Source organism: Pelagibacterium lentulum (assembly GCF_003992625.1).
Taxonomy (GTDB): Bacteria; Pseudomonadota; Alphaproteobacteria; order Rhizobiales; family Devosiaceae; genus Pelagibacterium; species Pelagibacterium lentulum.
This window is the reverse complement of record NZ_RZMW01000022.1, coordinates 53,898-78,408: the sequence shown is the minus strand read 5'-3', so window position 1 is coordinate 78,408 and position 24,511 is coordinate 53,898. Positions and strand designations below refer to the sequence as shown.

The following is a 24,511-nucleotide window of genomic DNA, read 5'->3' as shown; positions in this document are numbered from 1 at the left end:
CACGATAGCATTAACAAGCTGGCTTGCGATCCGATTTTTCGTTGCGATCAGGCTTTGCGTCGCTTGAGGGGTATCGCAAGACCCGCGGGTTAAGTCTGCGGGCGCGATCGGGTATGTCGGTTATCGATACCTTGAACGCATGATGGCACTGGAATTGCCCGTCCCGACTAGGCGAAGCCGAGGAGCCGACGCCCTCATGGCGCCGTGCCGTCGCAGGCGCAGTGAAGGGCATAGCAACGAGCGTCATGCCCCGTAGCGGTGCGTCCCGTGAGACAAAACAAAAGCGAAGCGCCAAGTGCCGGACCATCCGCCCCTAACTTGCACCAAACTAGACTGGTCAGTATGACTGGCGAGGCGAAAGGAGATCTCATGCAGGTTGAGCCAAGAAAAGCGCCAGGCTCGAACTCTGGCCGCAAGCGTTTGCGCGTGGTGGCAGCGGCTACCGAAGTGTTTCTGAAGTCCGGCTTTTTGGGTGCCAATATGGATGAGATCGCTGTTCGGGCGGGTGTATCCAAACAAACCATTTACAAGAATTTTGGAAGCAAGGAAGCGCTGTTTGTCGATGTGGTGACGGCGATGATGGTCGAGGCAGACCAGAAAGTGCATACGGCTCCAGCCGAGCCGGACAGCACGGAGGCCATGGAACGATATCTGTTTGAATATGCCTATAGGCAGCTTTCGGTCGCGTTGACGCCTGAGCTGATGCAACTGCGTCGCCTTGTGATCGGCGAACTTGGACGGTTTCCGGAGTTGGCGCGCATTCTTTATGAGCGGGGACCGGAGCGCGCGATCACCGTATTGGCAGCGGTTTTCAAACGGTTGGAGGCCAAGGGCTTGCTGCTTTGTCCCGATGCCACAGTCGCGGCAACGAATTTTAATTGGCTTTTCATGGCCCATCCTGTCAACCGTGCCATGCTCCTGGGCGATGCAGGTTTGCCGAGCGACGCCGATATGCAGCGCCTTGCCAAAGAGGCCGTGCGGGTGTTTCTTGCGGCTCATACCCCCAACCGGATCGCGTAAGACAGGTCGCTCGCCATCTCTGAGAGCACTGATTGTGGGCGATGGCATCATCGCGCCTGGCTGTCTTCAATGGCGGAAAAATTCTTGTCTAGTGTCTAAACCGCCTCGATACGCGCCGGATTTCGCTGTGGCTCGGCTCAGCGGCATTTGAATGCCCACGCGAGGGAACAACGATTTGCTTGGCAACCTGATCGGGGGAAGTTCGGCTGCCTCAATCTCCCGCTGGACAAACCAGCGCCGTCAGTCTATATTACTGACCAGTCAGTAATTAAGGAACGCATTGTGATTGACAAGCCGAAGTTCCGTCGCCGTAAGGATGCAAGGCCGGGTGAGATCATCGAAGCTGCATTGGATGTTTTTGCGGACCATGGCTTTGCGCAGGCCAGGCTTGATGACATCGCCGAGCGTGCTGGGGTCAGCAAAGGGTCGATCTATCTGCATTTTTCCAGCAAGGAAGACCTGTTCCGTGCTGTGGTCACAAAATCCATCGCCCCCAATGTCGCGATGGTTCGCGATCTGGCCCACTCCGGTGATGCCGATTTCGTTCAATTGATGGAAATGCTCCCACGACTGCTAGGCCAGGTTCTCAAAGCGTCTCAGGTTGGCGCCGTGGCCAAGATTGTCATTGGCGAAAGCCGCAACTTTCCTGCGCTGGCCCTGCATTGGCACAATGAAGTGGTCAATCCAATGCTGAGCATCTTTACCGGCCTGATCGCTGCCGCCCAGCACAGTGGCAGGGTTCGGAGTGGCGAACCGAGGCTTTTTGCAGTGCAATTGGCCGGCCCGGTCATGCTCGGTTTTCTCTGGCACGAAATCATGGAGCCCATCGGGGCCGAGCCTATCCCTTTTGAAGATCTCCTGCATCAACATGTGCAAACCATGCTTCGTGGCATGTTGATCAATCTGGACAAGATCGATGAATAGGGCCGTTGTTTTCGCGGGCCGTATTGCGCTCGTGATATTACCGCTGGTAGCCGGACTCGCTTTTGTCGCCCAGAGTGCGTCGATGCGCTCGGCGCCAGCTCAAACCGACCGTGGCGAAGCAGTGACTGCCGCGCGGGTGCTTGTCATGGAGCCGCAAAGCTATACGCCGCTGCTCATGGCGTCGGGAACGGTAACACCGGCGCGCACATGGCGCGCAATCTCGCAGGTCTCAGCCGAAATTGCATGGATCCATCCGGACCTGCGCGCAGGTCATCTCATCGACATGGGTACGGAGATCCTGCGGATGGATACAACGGATTATGAACTTGGTCTGGCCCGTGCGCAGGCGGGAATTGCGGGCGCCCAAGCACAGCTTGCCGAACTCGAAACCCGGAAAACCAGCCTTGAGGCAAACCTTGCCATTGCAAGCCGGGGACTCGCGTTGGCCGAAACCGAACTGGCGCGCAGGCGAGAACTCCAGGGGCGGGACGCGGCCAGCCAATCGGCTGTGGATCAGACGGAAGCCGCGGTTCTTGAGCGCCGCGCGCAGGTTCAGGAAATTGAAAATGCCCTTGCGATGTTACCGGTCCAGCGCCGAACTCAGCAGGCCGAACAAGCCATCGCCGAAGCTCAATTGGCAGAGGCCCGGCGCAATCTCGATCACACAGTCATCAGTATGCCGTTTGACGGACGCATCGCGTCTGTAGGAGCGGAGCAGGGGCAATTTGCCGGAGCCGGACAGGAACTGGTCCTCGCCGATGACATCGCGCGCGTTGAAATTGCCGTGCCGGTTTCCCCCGATCAGATGCGCGGGCTGATTGGCGAGGACATTGATATCACTGAAGCCTTCACCCTTTCCGCCAGTGACATTGACGCGTTACCGCGATCTATCGGCCTGACCGCGGAGGTGCGGCTAAACATTGCTTCATTGCAGGCAAGCTGGCCTGCGCGCGTTGACCGGCTGAGCTTCGCCCTTGATCCCCAAACCCGCATGGCAAGCATAGTCGTATCGGTCGATGATCCGATACGGCAGGCCGAGTTGAACAAAAGGCCACCCCTGATCTCGGGCATGTTTGTGGATGTGCTGATTACTGGCCCTGTTCAGCCCGATCGGTATATCGTACCCCGCGAGGCGCTGGGACGCGGCACTGACGGCAATTGGGGTCTTTATGTGCTGGACGAAGACGATCGGCTGCGCCACCGAGTGGTTCAAACCGAAGGCTTTGCGGGCAATGCCGCGGTTATTTCAGCCGGACTGGAATCTGGTGAGCACGTCGTCGTCAGCGCGCTGCCCATTGCGATTGAAGGCATGATAATTGTGCCCCTGCAAGATGCCGTTCTGGCCGAGCGCATGAGTGCCTATGCGGCGGGGGCAAGGCCATGATCCGCTTTTTTGCCGCCCATCCAACCGCTGCGTTTCTCCTCGCTCTGGGGTTGGTGGTTTCGGGATTGATGGCCCTGCCCGGATTGCAGCGCGACACCTTTCCTGATTTTCTCGCTGATCGGGTGGAAATTTCCGCCGCCTATCCCGGCGCAAACGCGGCGGAAGTGGAAGAGACCATCTGCGTCGCCATCGAAGATGCGTTGGATGCGGTATCAGGTATCGACCAATTGCACTGCACTGCCCGCGCCAATGTGGGCATCGCCCGCATCGAGGTTGCCTTTGGCCATGATGTCAGTCGGCTTCTGACTGATGTGAAGACCCAGATCGATGCTATCGCGACCTTTCCTGATACCGTCGAAGACCCAATCGTCCGCCAGCTCGATGTTTCCAAGCCCCTCGTTTCCATTGCCGTTTCCGGCACCATGAGCGAAACGGCTCTCAAATCGCTGGCCGAGGATATGCGCGCGCGTATTCTGCGCATACCCGGAATTGCCGAAGTTTCAATTTCAGGATTTTCAGACCGCCGGTTCGACATCGCATTGAACAGCATCGATCTTGAGCGATATGGGCTCACGGCGGGCATGATCGCCCAGGCGATCAGGCGCCAGAATATTGAATTGCCCGCAGGCACCATCGAAACCAGCGAACGCAACATTGCGCTGCGTGTCGGGGCACGCAGTCGCAGCGTGTCCGAACTTGAACGTATGGTGGTGCGCGAGACGGCCGCAGGGGGGGCGATCCGTCTCGGTGACATTGCAACGATCACCGAAAATTTCGTCGAGCCAGAGATCCGCAGCCTGTTTAACGGTCAGCGCGCAGCGGTACTCAATCTGTTACGCAACTCGGAGGCCGATGCGCTCAATGTCTTTGCCGAGGTCGAGTATTTTATCGAAACGGAGCGCTTGCGGTTGCCGGCAACCGCTAGTCTGTCCCTTACCAATGACATGACATCGGTGATCTCCGAGCGCTTGGGCCTCTTGACGATCAACGCGCTGCAAGGCTTTGGCCTCGTCTGTTTAGTTCTTTGGGCATTCTTTTCGCTGCGCTTTTCATTGATGGTGGCGCTTGCGCTCCCGCTTTCGCTGCTCGGCGCTGTCTTTTTGATGTCGGTGGTGGGCTATGACCTCAATCTGCTGACGACCGTGGGGCTGTTGATCGCCATCGGCCTGCTGATCGACTCCGCCGTTGTGATAAATGAAAATATTGCCCGACACGCATCCGCAGGATTGAACATAATCGAAGCGGCTAACCGCGGCGTGAAAGAGGTTTCGGGTGCCGTGCTTGCCTCGTTTCTGACATCGGTTGCCATTTTCGCCCCCCTTGCCTTTCTGGAAGGCGATATCGGACGCGTGTTGCGCGTCATGCCGGTTGTTTTGCTGATTGTGCTCAGTGTCAGCCTCGTCGTGTCCTTTCTGGTCTTGCCTTTTTTCACCGCCCGCGCCCTCGACACGGCGGCGCCGCATCCCATCAGGCAGCGTCTTGATGCAGCATTCGATGCTTTTCGGGATCGGGTCGTTGGCAACATCGTTCGGCTCGCTGTGTCCTGGCGCTACCTCACGCTCGGCTTGACGGGACTGTGCTTTCTCGCCGCGATATCGCTTCTCGCGGGTGGCACGCTCAAATTCCAGGCGTTCCCCGATCTGGAAGGAGACATTATCGAGGCCCGACTGATGATGACGCCCGGCACCCCGCTGCACCGCACTGAGGAAACCGTTGCAAAAATCATCGCAGCCCTTGAGCGCACCGATGATGCGCTGGGCGCGGGCGGCTACACGATTGTGAGAAACATCGCCGTCGACTTTTCCCGCAATGCCAATTTCTCTGATCGCGGACCGCATCTGGCGACCATAAAGGCCGATCTTGTGCCCTCCGAAGACCGCACGGCTCGTGTAAATGAGATTTTGCAACTCTGGCGCCAGGATGTTGGCGTATTGACCGACATCGTATCGCTCACCTTTTCCGAACCTGCAATCGGACCGGCTGGCCGTCCCATCGAAATCCGTCTTGCCGGGAACGATCTCGATCAGCTCCAAACGGCCGGGATTGCGTTGAGCGATCTCATTACGGGTTACATCGGCGTATCCGATGTAACGACCGATTTGCATCGGGGCACGCCCGAAATTCAACTGACCTTAAGGGACGGCGCAGGACGGCTAGGATTGGATGCAACGAGTATCGCCACCCAGCTGCGCGCAGGCCTTTATGGTCTGACGGCCGATGAGGTGCGGATCGGCAGCGAGACCGTGCGGATCGATGTACGCCACAGCGCCGATTGGCGTGCTGACCTGGGCCAGATCGACGATTTCGGACTTTTGACCGATGATGGGCGCCGCGTGCCGCTCAGCGCTGTTGCGTACATTTCCTATTCGCGGGACATGGCATTGATCCCACGGGTTGACGGCATGAGAACCGTCACCATTTCGGGCGACATCGACCCTGCAATTGTCAATGCCAATGAATTGATTACGCTGGTTGTCGACCAGTTCAGCCCTGTGCTTTCCGAGCGCTTCCCGGACATCACAATGACGCTTGCCGGTCAGGCACAAAGCCAGGCCGAAACGGCCGGATCGATGCAGCGGGTTTTTGTCATCGGGCTGATCGCCATGTTCATGATTCTGAGCTTTCAGTTCCGCTCTTACGTCGAACCGCTCATCGTCATGCTTTCGATCCCGCTCGCCTTGACCGGCGTACTCGTTGGCCACTGGTTGATGGGTCTCGATATGTCGATGCCCAGCGTTGTTGGCTTTGTGTCGCTGGCAGGGATCGTGGTGAACAATGCCATTCTGCTTGTGGTCTTCATGCGGAGCCATCTCGATCAGGGGCGCTCTGTCATCGAAGCAGCGACCCAAGCCTCGCTTGAGCGCTTCCGCGCGATTTTCGTTACAACGGCCACGACGGTTGCAGGGCTCGTTCCTCTGCTTTTTGAAACAAGCCTGCAGGCTCAGGTGCTTGTGCCGCTGGTTGCCTCGCTTGCTTTTGGCCTGCTGGCCGCAACGCTGCTTGTGCTGATTCTTGTGCCCGCGCTTTACGTCATTCTCGACGACCTACGCGTTATCGGACGTAAGGAACAGCCATCTCTGGCTCCCGTCTGACTTCGCCGCGGCTTTGCTTTTGGCATTCAATAAAGGAAAAGGACCTAACCGCCATCTTGGTTAAGTCCTTGAAATAATTGGTTGCGGGGGCGTGCAATCATCTTTGCTTGCGACCGGCCTCCCTCTCGTGCGCAACGAGCGGCGGACAAGAGATCATTTTCACCACATCCCGCACCGCTTTCACGCGATGACCTAGCCGTAGCACGTCATATGTAGTGTTGAGGCCGAAGATTCGCGTCAACCGACAACCCGCTGGAAACACCAATCTGCGGAGAGATAATATAAAGATATCTTTATATCTATCATTGATGTCGGGCGGTGCCTGCTCAAGTATCCTTTCGTCCACGGTCCCCGCGAGGGGATAACAGGGAATCCGGTAAGGACTTTGACCAAAGTCCGGAGCTGCCCCCGCAACTGTAGGTGGTGATGGGCGTCCAAAGGGCACTGAAACCTTCCGGGAAGGCGGACGCCCCGTTTAGCTGCGGGTCAGGAGACCTACGGCGGACCTCGGTTTCCCTTTTCGACCGATCGGGATGGATCGGTATGAGGATACGACGATGATCGACGTAATCTCCCCGTTTTCGCGCTCTCATTGCGACATGCGAATGCGTGCCGCCTGACCGCAGGCGCGTCATTTCCCTTTTTTACCGCGGCCCTTGCTGGTGTGCGCGGTTCGATTTCGCATGAGGCAATCCATGACTCTTTCAGCCAACCTCGGCTTCCCCTGTATCGGAGCGCTTCGCGAGCTTAAATTCGCTCTCGAATCCCATTGGAAGGGCGCAACCTCCAAGTCCAAGCTTGCAGCGACCGGCGCGCAATTGCGGGTGCGGCACTGGCAACTTCAGCAGGAAGCGGGGATCGATATGGTTCCTTCCAACGATTATACGCTCTACGATCACGTTTTAGATGCCGCCCTCGCACTGGGCGCGATTCCCGAGCGCTTCGCCGATTTGCGCGGCGGCGACCCGCTCGATCTCTATTTCGCCTGCGCGCTCGGCATCGAGACGCGCCTGTCCTGCTAGCCTGCTCTCGCTGGGCAAGGCCCAAGGCGATGCCGTGCCGCTCAATATGATCGATAAGGTGGTTCCCGTCTATGCGGAAATCCTTGCCACACTCAAGATCATCGGTGCTCTGGGCGACAATCTCGAACTCGCCGCCGGCCTGCCGGTTGCCGATCTTCATGTCGATCTCGTCCGCGCGCCGAACCTGATCGGCCCCGACCGCTTGCAGATCGCACCGACCAGCTCGAGCGCACAAGCCCATTTTCGGTCCTCGATACCACCCACAAAAAGCGGTTCAATCTGCCGCTCTTTCCCGCCACCACCATCGGCTCTTTCCCGCAGACCAAGGATGTGCGCTAGGCCCGCGCCGAGGTGGTGGCATGACGCAGTATAACCTCGTCCCAATCAATTCTTGCCAATTCGCAATTTTCCATGCCAACAGGGCTTGCGCCTGAAATGATGTAATGTAATTACGTAACATTATTTCTGGTCAGGGCCATTTCCATGCTTTTCAGATTACTCGCATCCTCTGCCGTTGCAGTTTTGCTTGGCACTTCGGCATTTGCGCAAGAGCGCGTACTCGATGTCGTTTCTCCCTTTGAACTCAAGGGTCCCGAGCCCGGTGTTTCCGGATATATTTACCTGCAGATGGACGTCATCGAGACGCTGGTGAACAGCGACCTGGAGGGTAATCTCGTTCCTGGACTCGCAACCGAATGGACAACCTCCGGGGACGGCCTGGAATGGCGTTTCCTCTTGCGCGATGGCGTAACGTTTCATGACGGCACTCCCCTTGATGCGGCAGCGGCGGCGCACGCGCTCTCTGTGGCTCAAGGAAAGCCGGGGCTGCTTGCAACGGCGCCGATCACAAGGATTGAGGGGCAAGGAAATGAGGTTGTCTTTCACCTCGCTGAACCTTTCGAGCCGCTGGCCGCGTTCCTCACAGAATATCGCAATATGATCTATGCGCCTGCTGCATACGCTGCCGATGGTGCGATAACCGAAGTCATTGGCACCGGCGCCTACAAGATTACAAAGATTGAAGCGCCTCTACGCATGGAGGTCGAACGATTTGAAGGATATTGGGGGGAGCCAGCGCACATTGCCAATGCCACCTACCAGTCGGTCGGTCGTGCAGAAACCCGTGCCCTTATGGCTGAAAGCGGTGAGGCCGAGTATGTCGTGAACCTCGATCCGGCCTCAGTGGCAAGGCTTGCTGAACTCGATGGCCTGGACGTTTATTCCGTATCAATTCCGCGCGCAATGTTGATTAAGGCAAATACCGCTCATCCAGTCCTTTCAGATCTTGATGTGCGAAGAGCACTGTCGCTCGCCCTTGATCGGGACGGTCTGGCCAGTGCTGTCTTGCGCTATCGGGCGGGCGCTGATCAGATTCTTCCGCCGCTGCTCTCGGACTGGCACTCGGAACATGTACAGCCATTGCGTTACGATCCCGATGAGGCCATATCTCTCTTGGCAGAAGCGGGATGGGTGCCAGGCGACGACGGTATTCTGGTGCGCGAGGGCCAGCGCCTAAGCCTCACACTTACAAGTTATCCCGATCGTCCAGAGATGCCGCTCAGCGCGGCAGTTATCCAGCAAATGTTCGCGGAAATCGGTGTCGAACTGACAATTGATTTGACGAATTCCTCGGAGATTCCCGTTCGGCACCATGATGGTACTCTGGAGCTGGCATTGTTTGCTCGTAACTTCGCCCTGACTCCAAGCCCATTGGGAACGTTTCTTACCGACTACGCGCCCAATGGCGACTGGGGCGCCATGGGTTGGGACAATCCTGAGTTTGTGGACCTTATCCGGGACCTGGCACGGGGGCGGGGAGGTCAGTCTGAGCGTGACCGAGCTATTGAAATCCTGCAAACCGAGTTGCCCGTCTTGCCCGTCGCCTGGTACCAGCAGACCGCGGTGATATCTCATGCCATCACAGGGGCGGTCCTGGATCCATTCGAACGCACAATCGGGCTAAAATACATCCGGTGGGCCGAATGATAAAGGCCATTGGCTATCGTGCGGCCCAGGCCTTGATTGTAGCTGCGCTGATCGGCGTGCTGACATTTCTTATGATGCGCGCCTTGCCGGGAGATATTGCGTTCCGGATCGCTGCCGGGCGTTATGGCTACGACGCCGTCAATGCAGCGGCTGCAGAAGCAGTTCGCCAAGAACTGAACCTCGACCAATCTGCGTTGGCCGCGTTTTTCCAGTGGTTCGGCGATTTGCTTCGCTTAGACTTCGGCAGGTCAGTCATATCCGGTCGTCCGGTCGTTGAAGAAATCCGGCATCAACTTGGCGCCAGTCTGCAGTTGGCGGGTGCGGCTCTTGCCATATCGCTGTTCATAGGCCCCCCTCTCGGCGTGTTGGCTGGACTTCGCGCCGGGGGCTGGCTGGATCGCAGCTTGCTTGTGGTGTCGACTGCTCTCCGGTCAGTGCCTCAATTTATGCTCGGGCTATTGCTGATTGTCATCGTATCGATTCAGCTGCGTTGGCTACCTCCTGCCGGCTATGGTCAGGTCGCTCATTTCATACTACCGGCCACAACATTGGCACTCGGTCTGGCAGCCGTGTCGGCGCGCGTTGCGCGAGACGCGATGGCTGGCGTGGCATCCTCCTCCTATTACGCATTTGGGCGTTGGAAGGGCCTTGATGAGGGGCAGGTTTTTCGCCGTCACGGTCTTCGGAATATCGGCGTGCCCTTGGTCACCTTCATCGGACTACAATTGGTCATGCTCGTCGAAGGGGTGGTTGTAATCGAGAGTATCTTCGCCTGGCCAGGCATTGGCCATGCCTTGGTTCACGCGATTTTTGGCCGGGATGTGCCGATGGTTCAAGCTACCGCGTTGATGCTGGGTATCGGTTTTGTTGCCCTTAACGCACTTGTGGATCTGCTAACGCACTGGATCGATCCAAGGGGGGCGCAGCGGTGAGTGCTGTTGAACATAGTGCGATAGCGCAGCAACGGGGAAATTGGGCATCGACCAGTTGGCTGGGGTTCACCCTTGTCGGAGCGATCATTCTGTTCGCGCTGGTTACACCGCTTGCATTTCCCGCCGATCCCGCCAAGCAGAGTTTGCGCCACGTGTTTGCAGGCCCCGATTTGGCCGCGCCCTTTGGCTATGATCATCTTGGCCGGTCGCTCATGGCCCGCCTGGCCCATGCCTTGCGTTTGTCGCTAAGTATTGCAGGAGCGGCGGTGCTGTCATCTTCTGTCGTGGGAATCGCAATTGGCGTCCTCGCTGCATGGCAAGGGGGGTGGGTGGACCGGTTCGCAAGCCTTGTTGCGGACAGCTTTCTGGCGTTGCCGGGACTGCTGCTTGTGCTCATGGTTTCCGCCATCGTTCCTTTACAGCCCCTTGCGTTTTGGGTTGGTCTGACGCTTGTGCTTTGGATCGAATATTTTCGCCTGACACGCGCAGCCGTCCAACGGCTGATCAATTCCCCGGCGGTGGAGGCGTCCCGCTTACTGGGGTTTGGTCCCATTTATGTCTTCCGGCGGCATTTCTGGCCGGCGCTGGCTCCGATGATGCTGACTTTGGCGGCCTTTGGCATGGCGACCGCTATCATGTCGATTGCCGCACTTGGCTTTGTTAGTGTTGGAATGCGTCCGCCCACGCCTGAGCTCGGCTTGATGATGGTTGAATTGCTGCCTTACTATCGCGAGGCGCCTTTCGCCCTTATGACACCAGTTATTGCCACTTTTTTCGTCCTGCTCGGACTGAATCTTGTTGCTGGAGGCGCGCGCTCATGAATGCTCTGTTTCAGGCCGAGAACGTTGCGGTTCAGGCAGGAGCCGATCAGCTTGTGCACGCAACGAGTTTGACCCTCCACTCAGGACGACCCTTCACCATCCTGGGTGAAACGGGCTCTGGCAAGAGCTTGCTGGCCCAAGCCATGATCGGGACGTTGCCCTCAACGCTGCAAGCGTCCGGGCAGGTTAAATACGCAAATGAGGCGTTTGATCTGGCTGATCAAGGCAAGCTGCGTGTGCTCTGGGGCAAGTCCATTGCCATTTTGCCACAAGAGCCCTGGCTCGCCCTTGATCCATTGATGAAAGCGCGCGAGCAGGTTGCCGAAGGCTATGCCCTGCTGGCCAAATCCAGTTGGCGTGAGGCTCGACAGCAGGCCGACCGGGATTTGCGCGAGCTTGACCTCGACGGAGCCGGGGAACGGCTGCCTCATCAATTATCAGGCGGCATGGCGCAGCGCGTGGCCTTCGCGGCAGCACGCACAGGCAGGGCCCGCGTTCTTGTGGCAGATGAACCCACCAAAGGCCTTGATGTTATCCGGCGCGACGACGTCATCGGCTTACTGCAGCGCGAGCTTGCCGAAGGCGGAGCACTTCTCACTATCACCCACGATATAGAACTGGCTCGCCAGTTGGGCGGTGAGCTCGCCATTGTTCTGGAAGGCAAGATCATCGAAAGGGGCGAAGCCTCGTCCATTCTCACCAATCCCCAGCATGATTATACGCGCCGTCTCATCGCTGCGGACCCGTCTTCCTGGCCGGTCCCGCGTCCTTTTGCGCTGACCGGAGAACCGGTTATCGCAGCCCAGGAGCTTAGCGTTACGCGTGGCGGTCGACTATTGTTTGGTGATCTGGATATCTCGCTACGCCGTGGCGAAATACTCGGCATATTCGGCCCAAGCGGGTGTGGCAAATCCACCTTGGGCGACCTTCTTCTCGGTCTCAAGCGCCCCGATCGCGGCCGCATCATTCGAGATGCCAATTTCAGCCCTCGTCAATTTCAAAAGCTCTACCAGGACCCCCCGAGCGCCTTTCCACCGGAACTAAGAATAGGTCAGGCAATAAGCGATGTCGTTAAACGATACGATATCGGCCAGGAGCGTGTTCCGGCTCTGATGCAGCGACTGCGTCTGTCATCGATCCTCCTCGATCGGTACCCGAACGAGGTTTCGGGTGGCGAACTGCAGCGACTTGCATTGCTTCGGACGCTGCTGCTCGATCCAGTCCTGCTTTTCGCCGACGAGCCAACGTCACGCCTTGACCTCATCACCCAGGCGGAAGTCATAACGCTCCTGAAAGACGTCGCACGAGACAGCGGAATGGCCACGCTTATTGTGAGCCATGACCTGGACCTGCTCAAAAAGACCGCCGACAGTATTGTCACACTGGCAACAGAAGCGGTCAGGGCAGACTGCGATTTGAAATCGGCAAATCAGATGATGTGATCCAAGTGCAGCGCCATGAGCGAGCGGTTTTGGAGTCCTCGGCCAGTCTGACTTCAATTCTGACGCTGTCGCCGTTCCCCCTCGGCCCGATATCATTTGAGGCCCAAAAGGCTAGAAATGACGCAATGTCCCTACACTAAAATCAGGGTAAGCCCATGCTGATTTCCGGCCCGCGATAAGCTCACAATTGTGTCTAGCTGACTGGCTTAGTTGCCATGGAATGCCCGAACGGAACGGCGCGCATGCATGAGCGCCGTTCCATCGGTTGGTCCATAAAATCAGTCTGGCTTAACGCAAGAGCGCATTAACACTGGCTGCAGCTTGCTGGCGTGCCTCGTCAGGGCTGATCTGGCCAGCCATCAGCTCCTGCAGCGTATCGGTAATGGCGGCGTGAATGCGCAGGCCATTATCGCCGGGGAATGCATACCAGGGACCAAGGAACGGCAGTTGCTCAAGGCTCAGCGCTTGATTGGGATTGGACGCGTAGAAGTCTGCCATCTCTTCAGCGACATTGGTATTGGGAGGCATGTAACCGGAGACGCTGACCAGAACCTTGCCACCCTCAGTCGAGGACACAAAGCGCACAAAGTCCCAAGCTGCTTTCTGGCGTTCCGGATCTGTCGTCAGGATCATGTTGACATTGCCGCCGGCTGAAAGTGTACCGTTTGGATCATTGCGCGGAAACAGGCCGGTCTTGAGTTCGAAGCGTCCGCCAATATTTTCTTCATGCCGCTGCAATCCGTTGATCGACTGCAGGAAAACACCCATCTTACCCGCATAAAAGAGCTGCGTAGCGCTATCCATGCTCGTCGCAGGCATACCACCTTCATCAAGCATTGCCTGAAAAATATCGAAAGCCTGCGCACCAGGTTCCATATCGAAGTAAACCTCAGTGCCGTCCTCGCTCGCCATCGCTCCACCCGATCCATAGACGAGCGACTGGAATATCCAGTCCTCATCGGCAGTCGTGTAAAGACCGTAGGTTTCGTCATCGAGCGCATCGATCCTTGCCGCGAGCGCGATCATCTCGTCCCAGGTGGTGGGAAGGGTTTCAATCTCACCGACAGCCGCGCGGACCAGGTCCATGTTGTAATAGGCAACAGGCGAGGAAAAGGCGACGGCCAGGCCATAGACTCCGTCGTCATTGGAGGCCACTTCGGTGACAGGGCCGCCAAAGCCTTCATCTTCCCAATTTGCTTCCTGGGCGATGAAGGGAAAGAGATCGACAGCGATGCCACGATCAATCAGCGTGCGCTGACGATTGAGAGCCTGATTGGTAACATCTGGCATTTGACCAGTGATCGACTGACGCAGCACCTGTTGCAAACCATCATCATAATCGGCATAGGGAGGCAGGAAAGTAAGCTGATATTCTGGATGCGCTTCTTCAAAGGCGACCTTGAGCGCCTGAAAAATGCCATCCATCCACGGCACATATTGCACGGTGATCTCGGTCTTTGCCTGAGCCTGTGTGGCCATGGCAAGCACGAGTGCAATGCTGGTCATTGTCTTGAGCATGATTGAAACTCCTTAAAGCCAAAGAAAGCCTTTCCTTGGCAAATTATGATGGACAGATTGGAAAACATGGGCCGAGCACGGCACTCAGCCCTTTAGTCCGCTCAGCGTGATACCGTCGATGAAACGGCGCTGCGCCAAGAGGAACGCGACGACCAGCGGGGCAGTGACGATCATTGTCGCGGCCATCATAGGACCAAAATCGACGCCGCTTTCATCCCGCCGGAAATAGAGGACACCTAATGGCGGCGGCGCCAGTTCGGTGGATTGAATAACGATGAAAGGCCAGAACAGATCGTTCCAATGACTGGTCACCGAGAAGATTGCAAAGGCCGTCACTGCAGGCCACGCAGCGGGCAGAACCACCCGCCAGACGATGGTCCATTCACTGAAGCCATCCACCCGCGCTGCTGCGATTAATTCGTCAGGTATCGCAGCAAAGAACTGGCGAAAAAGGAAAATGCCAAACACCGATATCGCAAAAGGGGCAATCAGGGCGGTATAGGTATTGAGCAGGCCCAGATTGGCGAAAGCGATATAGAGAGGGATGGCTGTGACGTGGATTGGGATCAGAAGTCCGATCAACACCATTGCAAAGATTGCAGTGCGTCCGGCGAAGCGCGTCTTGGAGAGCGCATAGGCGCAAGGCACCGCAAAGAGCACCTGGAAGAACAGGATGCCAATGCAGACGAGCACACCGTTAATGAGAAACAGCCAAAGCGGCGCCCTGGTCAAGGCTTGGGTGTAGTTCTCGATCCCGTAAAATGTCTCGGGCCAGAGCAAGATCGAACCCGACCAGATTTCCGCAGGAGGCTTGAGCGAGGCGGAAAATCCCCAGATGAAGGGGGCTAGCATGATCATTGCCCCAGCGCTCAGCACAAGCAAACGGGTTATGCGGCCAAACGTCCAGCGTTTTGGACGCAGTGGTGTGGAGCGGCTCATGAGCGCTTCTCCTTGCGCTCGAAGCTGTGGATCTGAATGAGCGCGACCAGCAGGATAAGGGCAAGAAAGATCATGGTCATCGCCGAGGCAAAACCTGTACGGAAGTAGACGAAGCCCTCGCGGTAGATATTGTAGAGCAGAACATTAGACGCATTGGCTGGCCCGCCCTGCGTGAGTGCAGCAACCGTATCGAATACGCGAAATGAATAAAGTGTCGTGATCAGCACAACAAACAGCATGGTGGGGCCAAGCGCTGGCCATGTGACCATCAAAAAGCGGTCGATAGCCCGATCTGCACCATCGACCTTGGCGGCGCTGTAAAGATCACTTGGGATCGCTTTCAGTCCGGCAAGAAACAGGATCATGTTGTAGCCGGTCTGCTGCCAGACAAAAATGAAGGCCAGCGACGACAGCACATGGTTGGGGTCGGAGAGCCAGTCTGGCCCGGAAATACCGAAGACGCGCGCCAGAAGCTGATTCACTAGCCCGAGATCGGAGTGAAGAATGAACTCCCAGACGGTCGCCATTGCAACAAGAAGGGCGGTAACGGGCAGGAAATAGACTGTTCGGAAAAAACCGCGACCAAACGCATCGGCCTCGATCAGCAGTGCAACACCTAACCCCAGCAGCACGGCAGTCGGCACGGTCATCAGCGTATAGATCAGTGTATTGTTGAAGGCCCGCCAGAACACCCGGTCATTCAGCAGTTCAGCGAAATTGCCCAAACCGATGTACTGGATGCTTCGCGCGCCAAGCTGATAATCGGTCACGGCGAGAAGCATGGCGACCAATGTTGGAATGAGGATCATCGCCAGCATGAGAATCGTCGCCGGCAATGCCAGCCCCCATCCCGAAAGTGTGGCGCCAAACGCGCGGGCGCGATGCGCACCAGCAAGCATCGGTGCAAAATTGGCGTCAGCCATAGCGCACCTCGCCTGCGACGACCTCGGAAACCGGCTGCATAAACGGAGCACGCTTGCCTTGAGCATCGAAAAGATGTGCGTGACCAAGGGAGAGACCAAGGCCTACCTGATCGCCAGAAGCAAGATGCATAGCCTGATGCGGCTCAAGCTTGAAGGTCAGCGGCGCACCCAGGCCCTCAAGGCTGGCATGCACGAAAACTTCCGGCCCGGTATGTTCGAGATTGATAATTGTTGCGCTGGGTGCTGCCACTCCTTTCTGGGCCAGCGTAATATGCTCAGGGCGAAAACCCACGCTGGCCTGGCTTCCTGTCGGCAGTTGTGTCCGTCCTGCGATGGTAAAACCGGGAACGGCAAGCGCGCCATCTTCACGCACGCGACCGGGTAGTACATTGATCTTTGGGCTACCGATAAACTCTGCCACGCGAATATCTGCCGGTTCAGCATAAATTCTCTGCGGGCTATCGACCTGAAGTATCTCGCCTTCCATCATCACGGCCACGTGGGTGGACATTGTCATGGCTTCGATCTGGTCATGCGTCACATAAACAAACGTCGCACCCAGCCTTTTATGCAGACGTGCGATTTCAGCCCGCATATGCACGCGCAGCTTGGCATCGAGGTTGGAAAGAGGCTCGTCCATCAGAAAAATTTTGGGATCGCGCACCATGGCCCGCCCAAGAGCAACCCGCTGGCGTTGACCGCCGGAAAGCTGCACTGGCTTGCGAGTAAGCAATTGCGTGAGCTCGAGCATATCGGCTGTCGTACGCACGTCGCTATCGATCTTCTGCCGTACGGCCGCGGTGCCCGGCATCAGCTTTCCCAGAAGCGGCATTCGCGCCATAAGAGCCAGTCGCCGTAGCACCAGTGGTACCGCGATATTCTCATAGACCGTCATGTGCGGGTAAAGTGCATAGGACTGGAACACCATCGCGATATCGCGCAACTTCGGGTGGAGATGACTGACCGACATACCGTCGATCCTGACGTCGCCATCATCCTGAAGTTCCAACCCTGATATGATCTTGAGCAAGGTCGACTTGCCGCAGCCCGAAGGGCCGACCAGCGTCATGAACGCGCCGTCGGGAACGTTTAGTGATACCGATTTCAATATTGCATGAGTGCCGAGCGTTTTGCTCAGCGACACGATGTCGAGGGACGCCATAATACTCTAGCCTGATCTGGTTGCTAACACGACTTCCGGCGCCGAAGGAAACGGCACTCGAAAGTTGTTGAACAACCGACCTGGCGCCCTTGAGCCGGCATGGACAGATTTGATCCATACCTTTTTTGGGGCCGTGCGACAGACCGGATGACGCCTTCTACCACGCGCTTTTTGACAGGCTCATGAAGGTTGGATGATAGTTTTCTGGCAGCGCGCGACGACGCCAGCGTCATAAAGTTGTTGTAGTTCGGGGGCTAAGAGCCGGTCGAAATCGGTGACTGTCCCAACCCCAAGAAGGCAAAATATGCTCATCGCCCAGATTACCGATGCTCATGTCGGTGCCCCCGGCTCCCTGTTTTATGATCGCTTCGATACAGCGATGGCTTTGGCGAACGCGGTTGCCGCACTAAACGCGCTCACACCACGCCCGGATGTCGTGCTGTTTACGGGCGACCTCACCGATACTGGAACACCGCAAGAATATGCGCAGGTACGGCGTGTTCTTGCGTCATTGTCGATCCCGCTATACGCGGTTCCGGGCAATCACGACCATCGCGAGACGATGCGCGCCGCATTTTCAGATCACGAGTATCTCGACCCGAAGACACCATTTTTCAATTATGCCATAGAGCATCATCCCGTTCGGCTGATCGGCCTCGATACGGTCGATCCCGATCAATTCGGCGCGGGAACTCTTTGCGGGTCCCGGCTTGAATGGTTGGAACGGACACTGGCAGCACGCTCGGATCAGCCTACGATCATCTTCATGCATCATCCGACCTTCGATACCGGCATCGAGCACATGGACAGAATCAAATGTGCCAATGGTGATGCGTTTGAAAAAATTGTCTCGCGCCATAACCAGATTGAGCGCGTGCTATGTGGACATGTCCATAGGCCGGTGCTGACCAAGCTGGCGCACGCGATCGCGATGATCGCGCCTTCAATCGCCCATCAGGTTCCCCTCGATCTGAACCCTGATGGCCCATCGTCCTTCAATTTCGAGCCGCCTGCGTTCTTGCTCCATCGCTGGCAGGCCAATCAGGCCATTGTCTCCCATACCCACTATGTCGAGGAGTTTGGTCCTGCCTTCAGCTTTGCAAGCGGGCAGCCCGTGAATTGATGCCATGCCAATCTTTCGTACCTCGCTCCTAGAAGCGGTGACGGCGCTTTTGCGCACCGTCGCCCAGAACCAGATCTTACCTCGCTGCGGTAGGCTCACCGCTGCCGACGTTAGCCGCAAGTCTGCCGACAATGACCTGGTAACGGCTGCGGACCTTGCAGCAGAAGTCGCCCTCACCCGAGGATTGCGCAAGCTTGCTCCTGAAGCTCTCGTCATTGGAGAAGAGGCAGTCTTTGCAAATCCACAATTGCTTGAAGCCATTGATCGTGCAGAGCTTGCCTTCATCGTCGATCCGATTGATGGCACTTGGAACTTCGCCCACGGCATGCCGCTTTTCGGGAGCATCATTGCGGCCACCATGAATGGCACGACAGTTGCCGCATGGATTCACTATCCCCAGAGCGGTGAGACGCTCGTCGCCGAACGTGGTGCCGGTGCCTTCATGCTCGGTCCGTGGGGCGATTCCAGTCCTTGCAGAGTATCGAAGCAGAATGTTTTGGCGCATATGACCGGCTTTCTCGCCTTGCCGGTATTTGACGAGGACCACAAAACCCACATCGCCTCCCAGATCCCCAAACTTGGCGACGTTACCAGCTATTTCTGCTCGGCGTATGAATACCGGATGCTGGTTACAGGGGCCAAGGATTTCGCGTTGAACGGCCTTATGGCACCTTGGGATCATGCCGCAGGACAACTGCTCCATCAGGAAGCAGGCGGCTATTCGGCACTATGCGACGCAACAATCTACCGTCCGGGCCTGACAAAGGGACCTCTCCTTCTCGCACCCAGTAGAGAAAGCTGGGTTGACCTCCGGAATATGCTGACCCCGCAGTTTAATGACGTGAGCACCCCTGGAACGCCCTCAAATACAAAACAGTTCTGGACAAGCTGAGGGAGCCACAACTGCAAGGTCATTCGCGCCGCAGGCGCACGCCTGTGGTTCCTGCCGCCATACGCCTAAGACCTCAGCCCCATCGAACAGGTCTTCGCCAAAATCAGGCATTGGTTGCGGGCAATGCGTCGATCACAGACCGAGCGCTTTCATGTCGATGGACAATTACACCCGCAAGGCGGCAGTCCGGTGTTTTGGGGAGTGGGGATAGCATTTGAAGTCAACCCGGCAGGCAGCTTGGGCCAGCAGGTTCAAACGACTTGTAAGTCAAGATGAACTCGCGATGGCCGAGTGCTTCGGACCGGGACACATTTCCCGATGCCAGCCCGATAATTGCATCAAGGATTTCCTCTCCGATGTCGTCGAGACTGGCACTCCCCTCGAGAATGCGTCCTGCATTGATATCCATATCGTCAGCCAGTTTGCGATAGGTATCGGGATTGGCGCATATCTTAATGACCGGGGAAATGGCGGAGCCGACGACAGAACCTCGGCCGGTAACAAAGAGCGTTAGGTGGCAGCCGGACGCAATCATCTCGACGATTTCCGCATTGTCGGAAATGTTTGGAAAGCCAAACCGCACTTCGCCATCAGGCACAACATCCATTAAATAAAGGCCGCCCTTTGGCGGGATTGTTCCGGGCTTGATCAATCCAGAAATCGTTGAGCGCCCGGATTTGGCGTAGGCGCCCATGGACTTTTCCTCAATTGTCGTAAGTCCGCCGTCCGCATTACCGGGAGCGAAGCTGCCATAGCCGAGTTTCGCGTAATATCGTGCAGCTTTTGCAATCGAAGCGCGCAATTCATCGGCGAGCTCTGGCGTCGCGGCTCGAGAGGCCATGATCTCTTCGCAGCCGATCAGTTCCCCTGTCTCTTCAAATATGCAGATCGCACCTGCGTCGACGAGCCTGTCGAAAGCACGCCCGACGGCAGGATTCCCGGTTAGGCCGGAAGTGCCATCCGAGCCGCCGCAGACAGTACCGATAACCAATTCATCAAGTTCGAGCGAAACCGTTTGAGCCTGTGCCAGCATTTCGATCTGGGAGGCCACCCAATCGCGTCCGGTCTCTATCGTCTGGCGGGTGCCGCCATCATTCTGAATGGTCAATGTATGGACAGGCCTGCCACTTGCGCCGATCACATCCGAGAGCTTGTATTTGTTGAAGCTTTCACATCCAAGCGATAGCAAAAGAACGGCCCCGACATTGGGATGGGTGGTAAGCTTTTCCATCATTTCCTGCGCATAGGAATTGGGGAAACAGCCAGGAAAGCCTATGAGGTGGACCTCGTTTTCATCGAATGCCTCAACGATTTTGCGGCCGACATGATGCGCGCATTCAACCAGATAGGCGACTGCAACGACGTTGCGGATACCTTTGCGTCCATCCGATCGCAAATAGCCACGCATTCTGGTGTTCATGAGTGTGCCCTGTCTGGCCGCTCGATGACGTGAGTAGTGGTATAGTCGCTTTGCATATTATGGATATGAACGTGCTCTCCTACAGCTATCAAAGCGGTAGCCGAGCCGATCGGCGCGCCATATTTGAGCACCTTCTCTCCTGACGAGATTGGCTTGCGCGCGACCTTGTGCCCAATGCCAAGGGCCACCGCCAGTGCAATTGTATGCCCTTCGATTTCCAGGATAGTGCCTTGATCAATCGACTGGCGGGCAACCAGCACATTGTCATCTGGAGCGAGCAAAAGTAGCCGGCTATCGGTCACGATCTACATTACCCCATACTTTTCAAACGCCTCGGCAGCACCCATGCCGTTACGGATCGCAATGGCTACCTCGTTTTCAGTTGCGGCTTTCTCTAGGGCACGCGCGATTGCTTCCTGTTCAGCTTCACGCGGAATGACAAGCACACCCTCGCGATCTCCGAAAATGAAATCGCCTGGTCTGATCCGCGCTGCGCCGATTTCAACCGTCGTATTGAAATCGATGACTTTGCCGCGCGGCCCTTGGTCCTGAGCATATAGGCCGCGGCAGAATGTTGGATAATCAAGCCGTTCTACGTCCCAGGAGTCGCGAACATAGCCATTAACCACTGCTCCCCCGGCCCTGAGCTGTGTGGCGCGGGTCGACATGAGACCTCCCCAGAGGGCGTAGTTGAACGAGGCTCCGGACGCCACATAGATTTCGCCGGGCTTCAAACTGTCAAGAGCTTCAAGCATCAATCCGAAAGGTTTGCGCGCAAGCGGGCCACACGCGGCTTCAGCCGCATCGTCAAATATATCGGCTTGCAGTACCGGCATGGCGCGCCCGGCAATTTTCATGTGTGGTTGCAAGGGGGAGATTTGCGCGGGCAGGAATTGCTTGCGCAATCCCATGACATCGAGCACATCACCAACAACGGCAGTGAACAGCTCCTGCTTTAGAACTCTTATAATTTCGTGATCATCGCGCGTTGCCGTCATCGTATTGTCTCCCGACCATTTAGCGTGTCAGCCAGAGCGAAAGTTCGGGCACGTAGGTGATGATAAGCAATGCGAGAAGCAAAGCCAGATACATCCCTGTCGATTCCTTGATGAAGGTGCTGACTCGCACCTTGGTTATGTTGCACACCACAAGCATCACGGTACCAATCGGCGGCGTCAGCGTGCCAATCGAAAGGTTGACGATCATGATGATGCCGAAATGGACGGGATCGATGCCCATAGCCAGAACGGTCGGCATCAGGATCGGAATCAGAACGATCATCAGTGCGGTGCCCTCGATCAGCGTGCCGAGTCCCAGAAACAAGATGTTGAGGAGCAAAAGCAAAAGGATTGGATTGTCGGTCAAGCCTCCCATGATCGTTGCAAGGTTTTGCCCGACCTGCTCGAGAGAAAACACCCAGGCAAGGGCCGAACTGGCCATGACGACCAGCATCACCGAGGCAGTCGATTTACCTGTTTCAACAAGCGCCGAGCCGACATGGTGCGGCCGCATCTCGCGGAAAATGACGAACCCGACCAGCAATACAAAAACGACGGCAAAGGCGCCGGCTTCTGTCGGGGTGAAAACATTGGCGCGAATGCCGCCAATAACAGCGATGACAAGAAATAACGCAGGCCAGGCGTTGAAGATTGTTATGCCGACTTCCTTTGGTTTTGGCCAGTTTTCGCGCGTGGGCTTGTAGCCGCGACGCTTGGAAATCACATAGGTCGCAACCATCAGAAAACAGGCCAGCAGAATGCCGGGCAATATGCCAGCAAGGAACATGCGGCCGACCGAAACATTGGCCAAAAGAGCGTAGATGATGAGCGCAATCCCCGGCGGAATGATCGGCGTGATCAGTGAACTGGCTGCCGTCACCGCCGCGGAAAAACTGCGGCTATAGCCATTCCGCTCCATTTCGGGCACGAGCATGCGTGAGGTCATAGCCGCATCGGCAAGATTGGAGGCGCTTAGCCCGCCCATAAGCGTTGACAGCATCACATTGGCCAGAGCCATGCCGCCTGTAAGTTTTCCCACCAGAAGATCGGCAAGCTTTAACATGCGTTCGGCAATGCCGGTAAAGCTCATAAGGGTGCCAAGCATGATGAAGAACGGGATCGCGAGAAACGACACATTGAGGGTCGGCGCGATCAGGCGTTGCACGGCAATGTTGATCGGGATCTGGTTGATGAACAGAAAATAGCAAAGGACCCCGACGATGATCGCAAGGTAGAGTCGCATGTTGAGCGCAATAAGCGCCAGCATCACAAGGACAACGATTGCAAGACTATCCATGCTCGTCACCCTTTTTCAGCGTTTTGAGATTATCGACAACCTGAGCCGCCATGTAGAAGGCGATCCCTAATAGCCCGACAGGCATTGCAACATAGGTCCAGAAAAATGAAATGCGCAGGATATCGGTCGCCCGCGTCTGCACGCTGGCAGTCAATTGCCAGCCGATCCATGCAACGAACAGAACGATACCAAGTGACAAGAGTCCGATCGCAATATTGATTGTTTTGGCTACAGGGCTGGGCAAAGACTCAACGATGAAGGAAATGGAAAGATGCTGATTGTCCCGCTCAGCGGCAATCGCACCGATCATGACGATCCATATCAGCAGCATTGCGCTCACCTCTTCGGTAAAGTGCAATGGCTGGCCCAGCACATAGCGTTGCACCACAGCCCAATTGGCCAGCACAACGAGTGCGGTCAGCAGAATCATCAGAAGCCAGTTGATTGGTTTTTCCAGAAATTTCATGTCCACTCTTCCCTGGACCTGCCACTAAGCTGGTTGGATGTGTGGAGCGGCAGATAGCCGCCGCTCCTGGAAGGATTGTGTTTGGCTTACTGAAGCTGGGCCTGGATCATCTCGTAGAGACCTTCAGACCATTCCGGGAAACCTTCGTAGACGGACCGAGTCAGTTCCTGGAATGGAGCTATATCGACCTCGATGACCTCGACCCCGGCGGCAACCATTTCCTCGAGCATTTCGTTGTCCAAGTTGGTAATTAGCTCCTGACTGTAGAGCCCCGCTTCATATGCAGTTTCTTCAACAATCTGCATGTGTTCATCCGAGAGCGTGGAGAAGAAGGCCTCACCGCCAACAAACATGGCCGTGTTGGTGAGATAGCCGATAAGGCTCAAATGATCTGCTTCTTCATGGAAGCGCTGCCCGTAAAGCACGGCAATAGGATTTTCGACGGCATCGATAACGCCTTGGGCCAGGGCTGTGTAAACGTCACCCAATGGCATTGGTGTTGCTACTGCTCCCATGGCTTCGATAGCGCGGATCTGCATGATATTGTTTGGCACGCGAACCTTGAGTCCCTGCATGTCCTCGGGGGAACGTACCGGGCGTGTTGAGATCAAATGGCGGACCCCGTAAAGAAGGTTCGGCAACACAATGCGTACGCCATGCTCGGTGCGCAGCTTTTCACTCATTTCCGTGAACCATTCGCCATCATAGATGTCGAAGAGTTTTTGCGGATCGTCGGTCAGGTACGGCCCATAAAGAATGCCCAGATCCGGTTCATATTCTGCAAGAAAGCCGACATCGGTGATGGTGATGACGTTAAGCCCCATGATCGCCTGATCGGTGATGTCAGTCTTTGAACCAAGCTGGGAGCTGGGGTAAAGCTCAAGTGCGATCTCGCCATTGGAGCGTTCAGCAATCAACTCCTGCCAATATTGCATTACAAGGTCAGTTGGCTCGCCGGGGTTATTCTCATAGGCGACGCGAATGGTGACGTCTTGGGCTTGAACGGCCAACGGACTGACAGACAGCATGACCGCAGCAAGTAAGCCTGTAGTGAGTTTGTTCATTTTTTGACTCCTCCTTGGGGATAAATGGACCGTTTCGATCCAGGTTAAAAACCGATCACGCCACCGCCGTCGACGATGGGTGTTTG

22 protein-coding genes, 1 pseudogene and 1 riboswitch are annotated in these 24,511 nt (G+C 56.5%); of the genes and pseudogenes, 13 read left to right on the top strand and 10 right to left on the bottom strand.

What is annotated here, in order from left to right; genetic code table 11:
- Positions 1–369: 369 nt before the first annotated feature.
- The 10 genes from EO133_RS06885 to EO133_RS06840 all read left to right on the top strand — a co-directional run bounded on the left by EO133_RS06885 (position 370) and on the right by EO133_RS06840 (position 12,623).
- A complete protein-coding gene (locus EO133_RS06885; RefSeq protein ID WP_244640851.1) occupies positions 370–1,020 on the top strand; it encodes a TetR/AcrR family transcriptional regulator in 651 nt (216 codons plus the stop codon).
- 282 nt (positions 1,021–1,302) lie between these two features.
- Complete coding sequence (locus EO133_RS06880; RefSeq protein WP_206513472.1) at positions 1,303–1,944, top strand: TetR/AcrR family transcriptional regulator; 642 nt, start codon at positions 1,303–1,305, stop codon at positions 1,942–1,944.
- Positions 1,937–3,328, top strand: a complete 1,392-nt coding sequence (locus tag EO133_RS06875) for an efflux RND transporter periplasmic adaptor subunit (RefSeq protein WP_127071918.1) — start codon at positions 1,937–1,939, stop codon at positions 3,326–3,328. Before EO133_RS06880 ends, EO133_RS06875 begins: the two co-directional genes overlap by 8 nt.
- Positions 3,325–6,420, top strand: a complete 3,096-nt coding sequence (locus EO133_RS06870) for an efflux RND transporter permease subunit (protein ID WP_127071917.1) — start codon at positions 3,325–3,327, stop codon at positions 6,418–6,420. Before EO133_RS06875 ends, EO133_RS06870 begins: the two co-directional genes overlap by 4 nt.
- Positions 6,421–6,748: 328 nt before the next feature.
- Positions 6,749–6,937, top strand: a riboswitch (cobalamin riboswitch).
- A 178-nt stretch (positions 6,938–7,115) separates the two neighbouring features.
- The gene (locus tag EO133_RS06865) at positions 7,116–7,442 is read left to right on the top strand and encodes a hypothetical protein (RefSeq protein ID WP_127071916.1); all 327 of its coding nucleotides are present in this window, start codon (positions 7,116–7,118) and stop codon (positions 7,440–7,442) included.
- A gap of 34 nt (positions 7,443–7,476) precedes the next feature.
- Positions 7,477–7,815: a hypothetical protein gene (locus tag EO133_RS06860; RefSeq protein ID WP_127071915.1), complete on the top strand. Its 339-nt coding sequence runs from the start codon at positions 7,477–7,479 to the stop codon at positions 7,813–7,815.
- Between the two features lie 110 nt (positions 7,816–7,925).
- Entirely contained in the window at positions 7,926–9,428 is a 1,503-nt protein-coding gene (locus EO133_RS06855) for an ABC transporter substrate-binding protein (RefSeq protein WP_127071914.1), read from the top strand.
- Positions 9,425–10,360: an ABC transporter permease gene (locus tag EO133_RS06850; protein WP_127071913.1), complete on the top strand. Its 936-nt coding sequence runs from the start codon at positions 9,425–9,427 to the stop codon at positions 10,358–10,360. Before EO133_RS06855 ends, EO133_RS06850 begins: the two co-directional genes overlap by 4 nt.
- Positions 10,357–11,181: an ABC transporter permease gene (locus EO133_RS06845; RefSeq protein ID WP_244640850.1), complete on the top strand. Its 825-nt coding sequence runs from the start codon at positions 10,357–10,359 to the stop codon at positions 11,179–11,181. The genes EO133_RS06850 and EO133_RS06845 overlap by 4 nt, the downstream gene beginning before the upstream one ends.
- Entirely contained in the window at positions 11,178–12,623 is a 1,446-nt protein-coding gene (locus EO133_RS06840) for an ABC transporter ATP-binding protein (protein WP_127071912.1), read from the top strand. The genes EO133_RS06845 and EO133_RS06840 overlap by 4 nt, the downstream gene beginning before the upstream one ends.
- A gap of 288 nt (positions 12,624–12,911) precedes the next feature.
- Here the strand turns inward: EO133_RS06840 and EO133_RS06835 are convergent, their stop codons facing one another.
- The 4 genes from EO133_RS06835 to EO133_RS06820 all read right to left on the bottom strand — a co-directional run bounded on the left by EO133_RS06835 (position 12,912) and on the right by EO133_RS06820 (position 17,165).
- A complete protein-coding gene (locus tag EO133_RS06835; protein ID WP_127071911.1) occupies positions 12,912–14,141 on the bottom strand; it encodes an extracellular solute-binding protein in 1,230 nt (409 codons plus the stop codon).
- Between the two features lie 84 nt (positions 14,142–14,225).
- Positions 14,226–15,062: a carbohydrate ABC transporter permease gene (locus EO133_RS06830; RefSeq protein WP_371870937.1), complete on the bottom strand. Its 837-nt coding sequence runs from the start codon at positions 15,060–15,062 to the stop codon at positions 14,226–14,228.
- A gap of 14 nt (positions 15,063–15,076) precedes the next feature.
- On the bottom strand, positions 15,077–16,003 hold the full coding sequence (locus EO133_RS06825) for a carbohydrate ABC transporter permease (protein WP_127071909.1): 927 nt from the start codon (positions 16,001–16,003) through the stop codon (positions 15,077–15,079).
- Positions 15,996–17,165, bottom strand: coding sequence for an ABC transporter ATP-binding protein (locus EO133_RS06820; RefSeq protein WP_127071908.1), 1,170 nt, complete (start codon positions 17,163–17,165; stop codon positions 15,996–15,998). Before EO133_RS06820 ends, EO133_RS06825 begins: the two co-directional genes overlap by 8 nt.
- Positions 17,166–17,469: 304 nt before the next feature.
- On the opposite strand from EO133_RS06820, the gene EO133_RS06815 reads away from it, so the two are divergent.
- From EO133_RS06815 to EO133_RS20395, 3 genes and pseudogenes are all read left to right on the top strand, one after another.
- Complete coding sequence (locus tag EO133_RS06815; RefSeq protein WP_127071907.1) at positions 17,470–18,288, top strand: phosphodiesterase; 819 nt, start codon at positions 17,470–17,472, stop codon at positions 18,286–18,288.
- Positions 18,289–18,292: 4 nt separating this feature from the next.
- Positions 18,293–19,180: an inositol monophosphatase family protein gene (locus tag EO133_RS06810; protein ID WP_127071906.1), complete on the top strand. Its 888-nt coding sequence runs from the start codon at positions 18,293–18,295 to the stop codon at positions 19,178–19,180.
- Positions 19,181–19,324, top strand: a pseudogene (locus EO133_RS20395) (transposase); the annotation flags it as partial.
- Positions 19,325–19,400: 76 nt separating this feature from the next.
- Here the strand turns inward: EO133_RS20395 and EO133_RS06800 are convergent.
- The 6 genes from EO133_RS06800 to EO133_RS06775 form a co-directional block, all read right to left on the bottom strand.
- On the bottom strand, positions 19,401–20,600 hold the full coding sequence (locus tag EO133_RS06800) for a UxaA family hydrolase (RefSeq protein ID WP_127071905.1): 1,200 nt from the start codon (positions 20,598–20,600) through the stop codon (positions 19,401–19,403).
- On the bottom strand, positions 20,597–20,902 hold the full coding sequence (locus EO133_RS06795; RefSeq protein WP_206513471.1) for a UxaA family hydrolase: 306 nt from the start codon (positions 20,900–20,902) through the stop codon (positions 20,597–20,599). Before EO133_RS06795 ends, EO133_RS06800 begins: the two co-directional genes overlap by 4 nt.
- 3 nt (positions 20,903–20,905) lie before the next feature.
- Positions 20,906–21,598, bottom strand: coding sequence for an RraA family protein (locus EO133_RS06790; protein ID WP_127071903.1), 693 nt, complete (start codon positions 21,596–21,598; stop codon positions 20,906–20,908).
- A gap of 19 nt (positions 21,599–21,617) precedes the next feature.
- Positions 21,618–22,895, bottom strand: a complete 1,278-nt coding sequence (locus EO133_RS06785) for a TRAP transporter large permease (RefSeq protein WP_127071902.1) — start codon at positions 22,893–22,895, stop codon at positions 21,618–21,620.
- Positions 22,888–23,361 carry a TRAP transporter small permease gene (locus EO133_RS06780; protein ID WP_127071901.1) on the bottom strand — a complete coding sequence of 158 codons (474 nt, stop codon included), beginning with the start codon at positions 23,359–23,361 and terminating at the stop codon, positions 22,888–22,890. The genes EO133_RS06785 and EO133_RS06780 overlap by 8 nt, the downstream gene beginning before the upstream one ends.
- An 86-nt stretch (positions 23,362–23,447) precedes the next feature.
- Positions 23,448–24,425 carry a C4-dicarboxylate TRAP transporter substrate-binding protein gene (locus tag EO133_RS06775; RefSeq protein WP_127071900.1) on the bottom strand — a complete coding sequence of 326 codons (978 nt, stop codon included), beginning with the start codon at positions 24,423–24,425 and terminating at the stop codon, positions 23,448–23,450.
- Between the last annotated feature and the right edge of the window lie 86 nt (positions 24,426–24,511).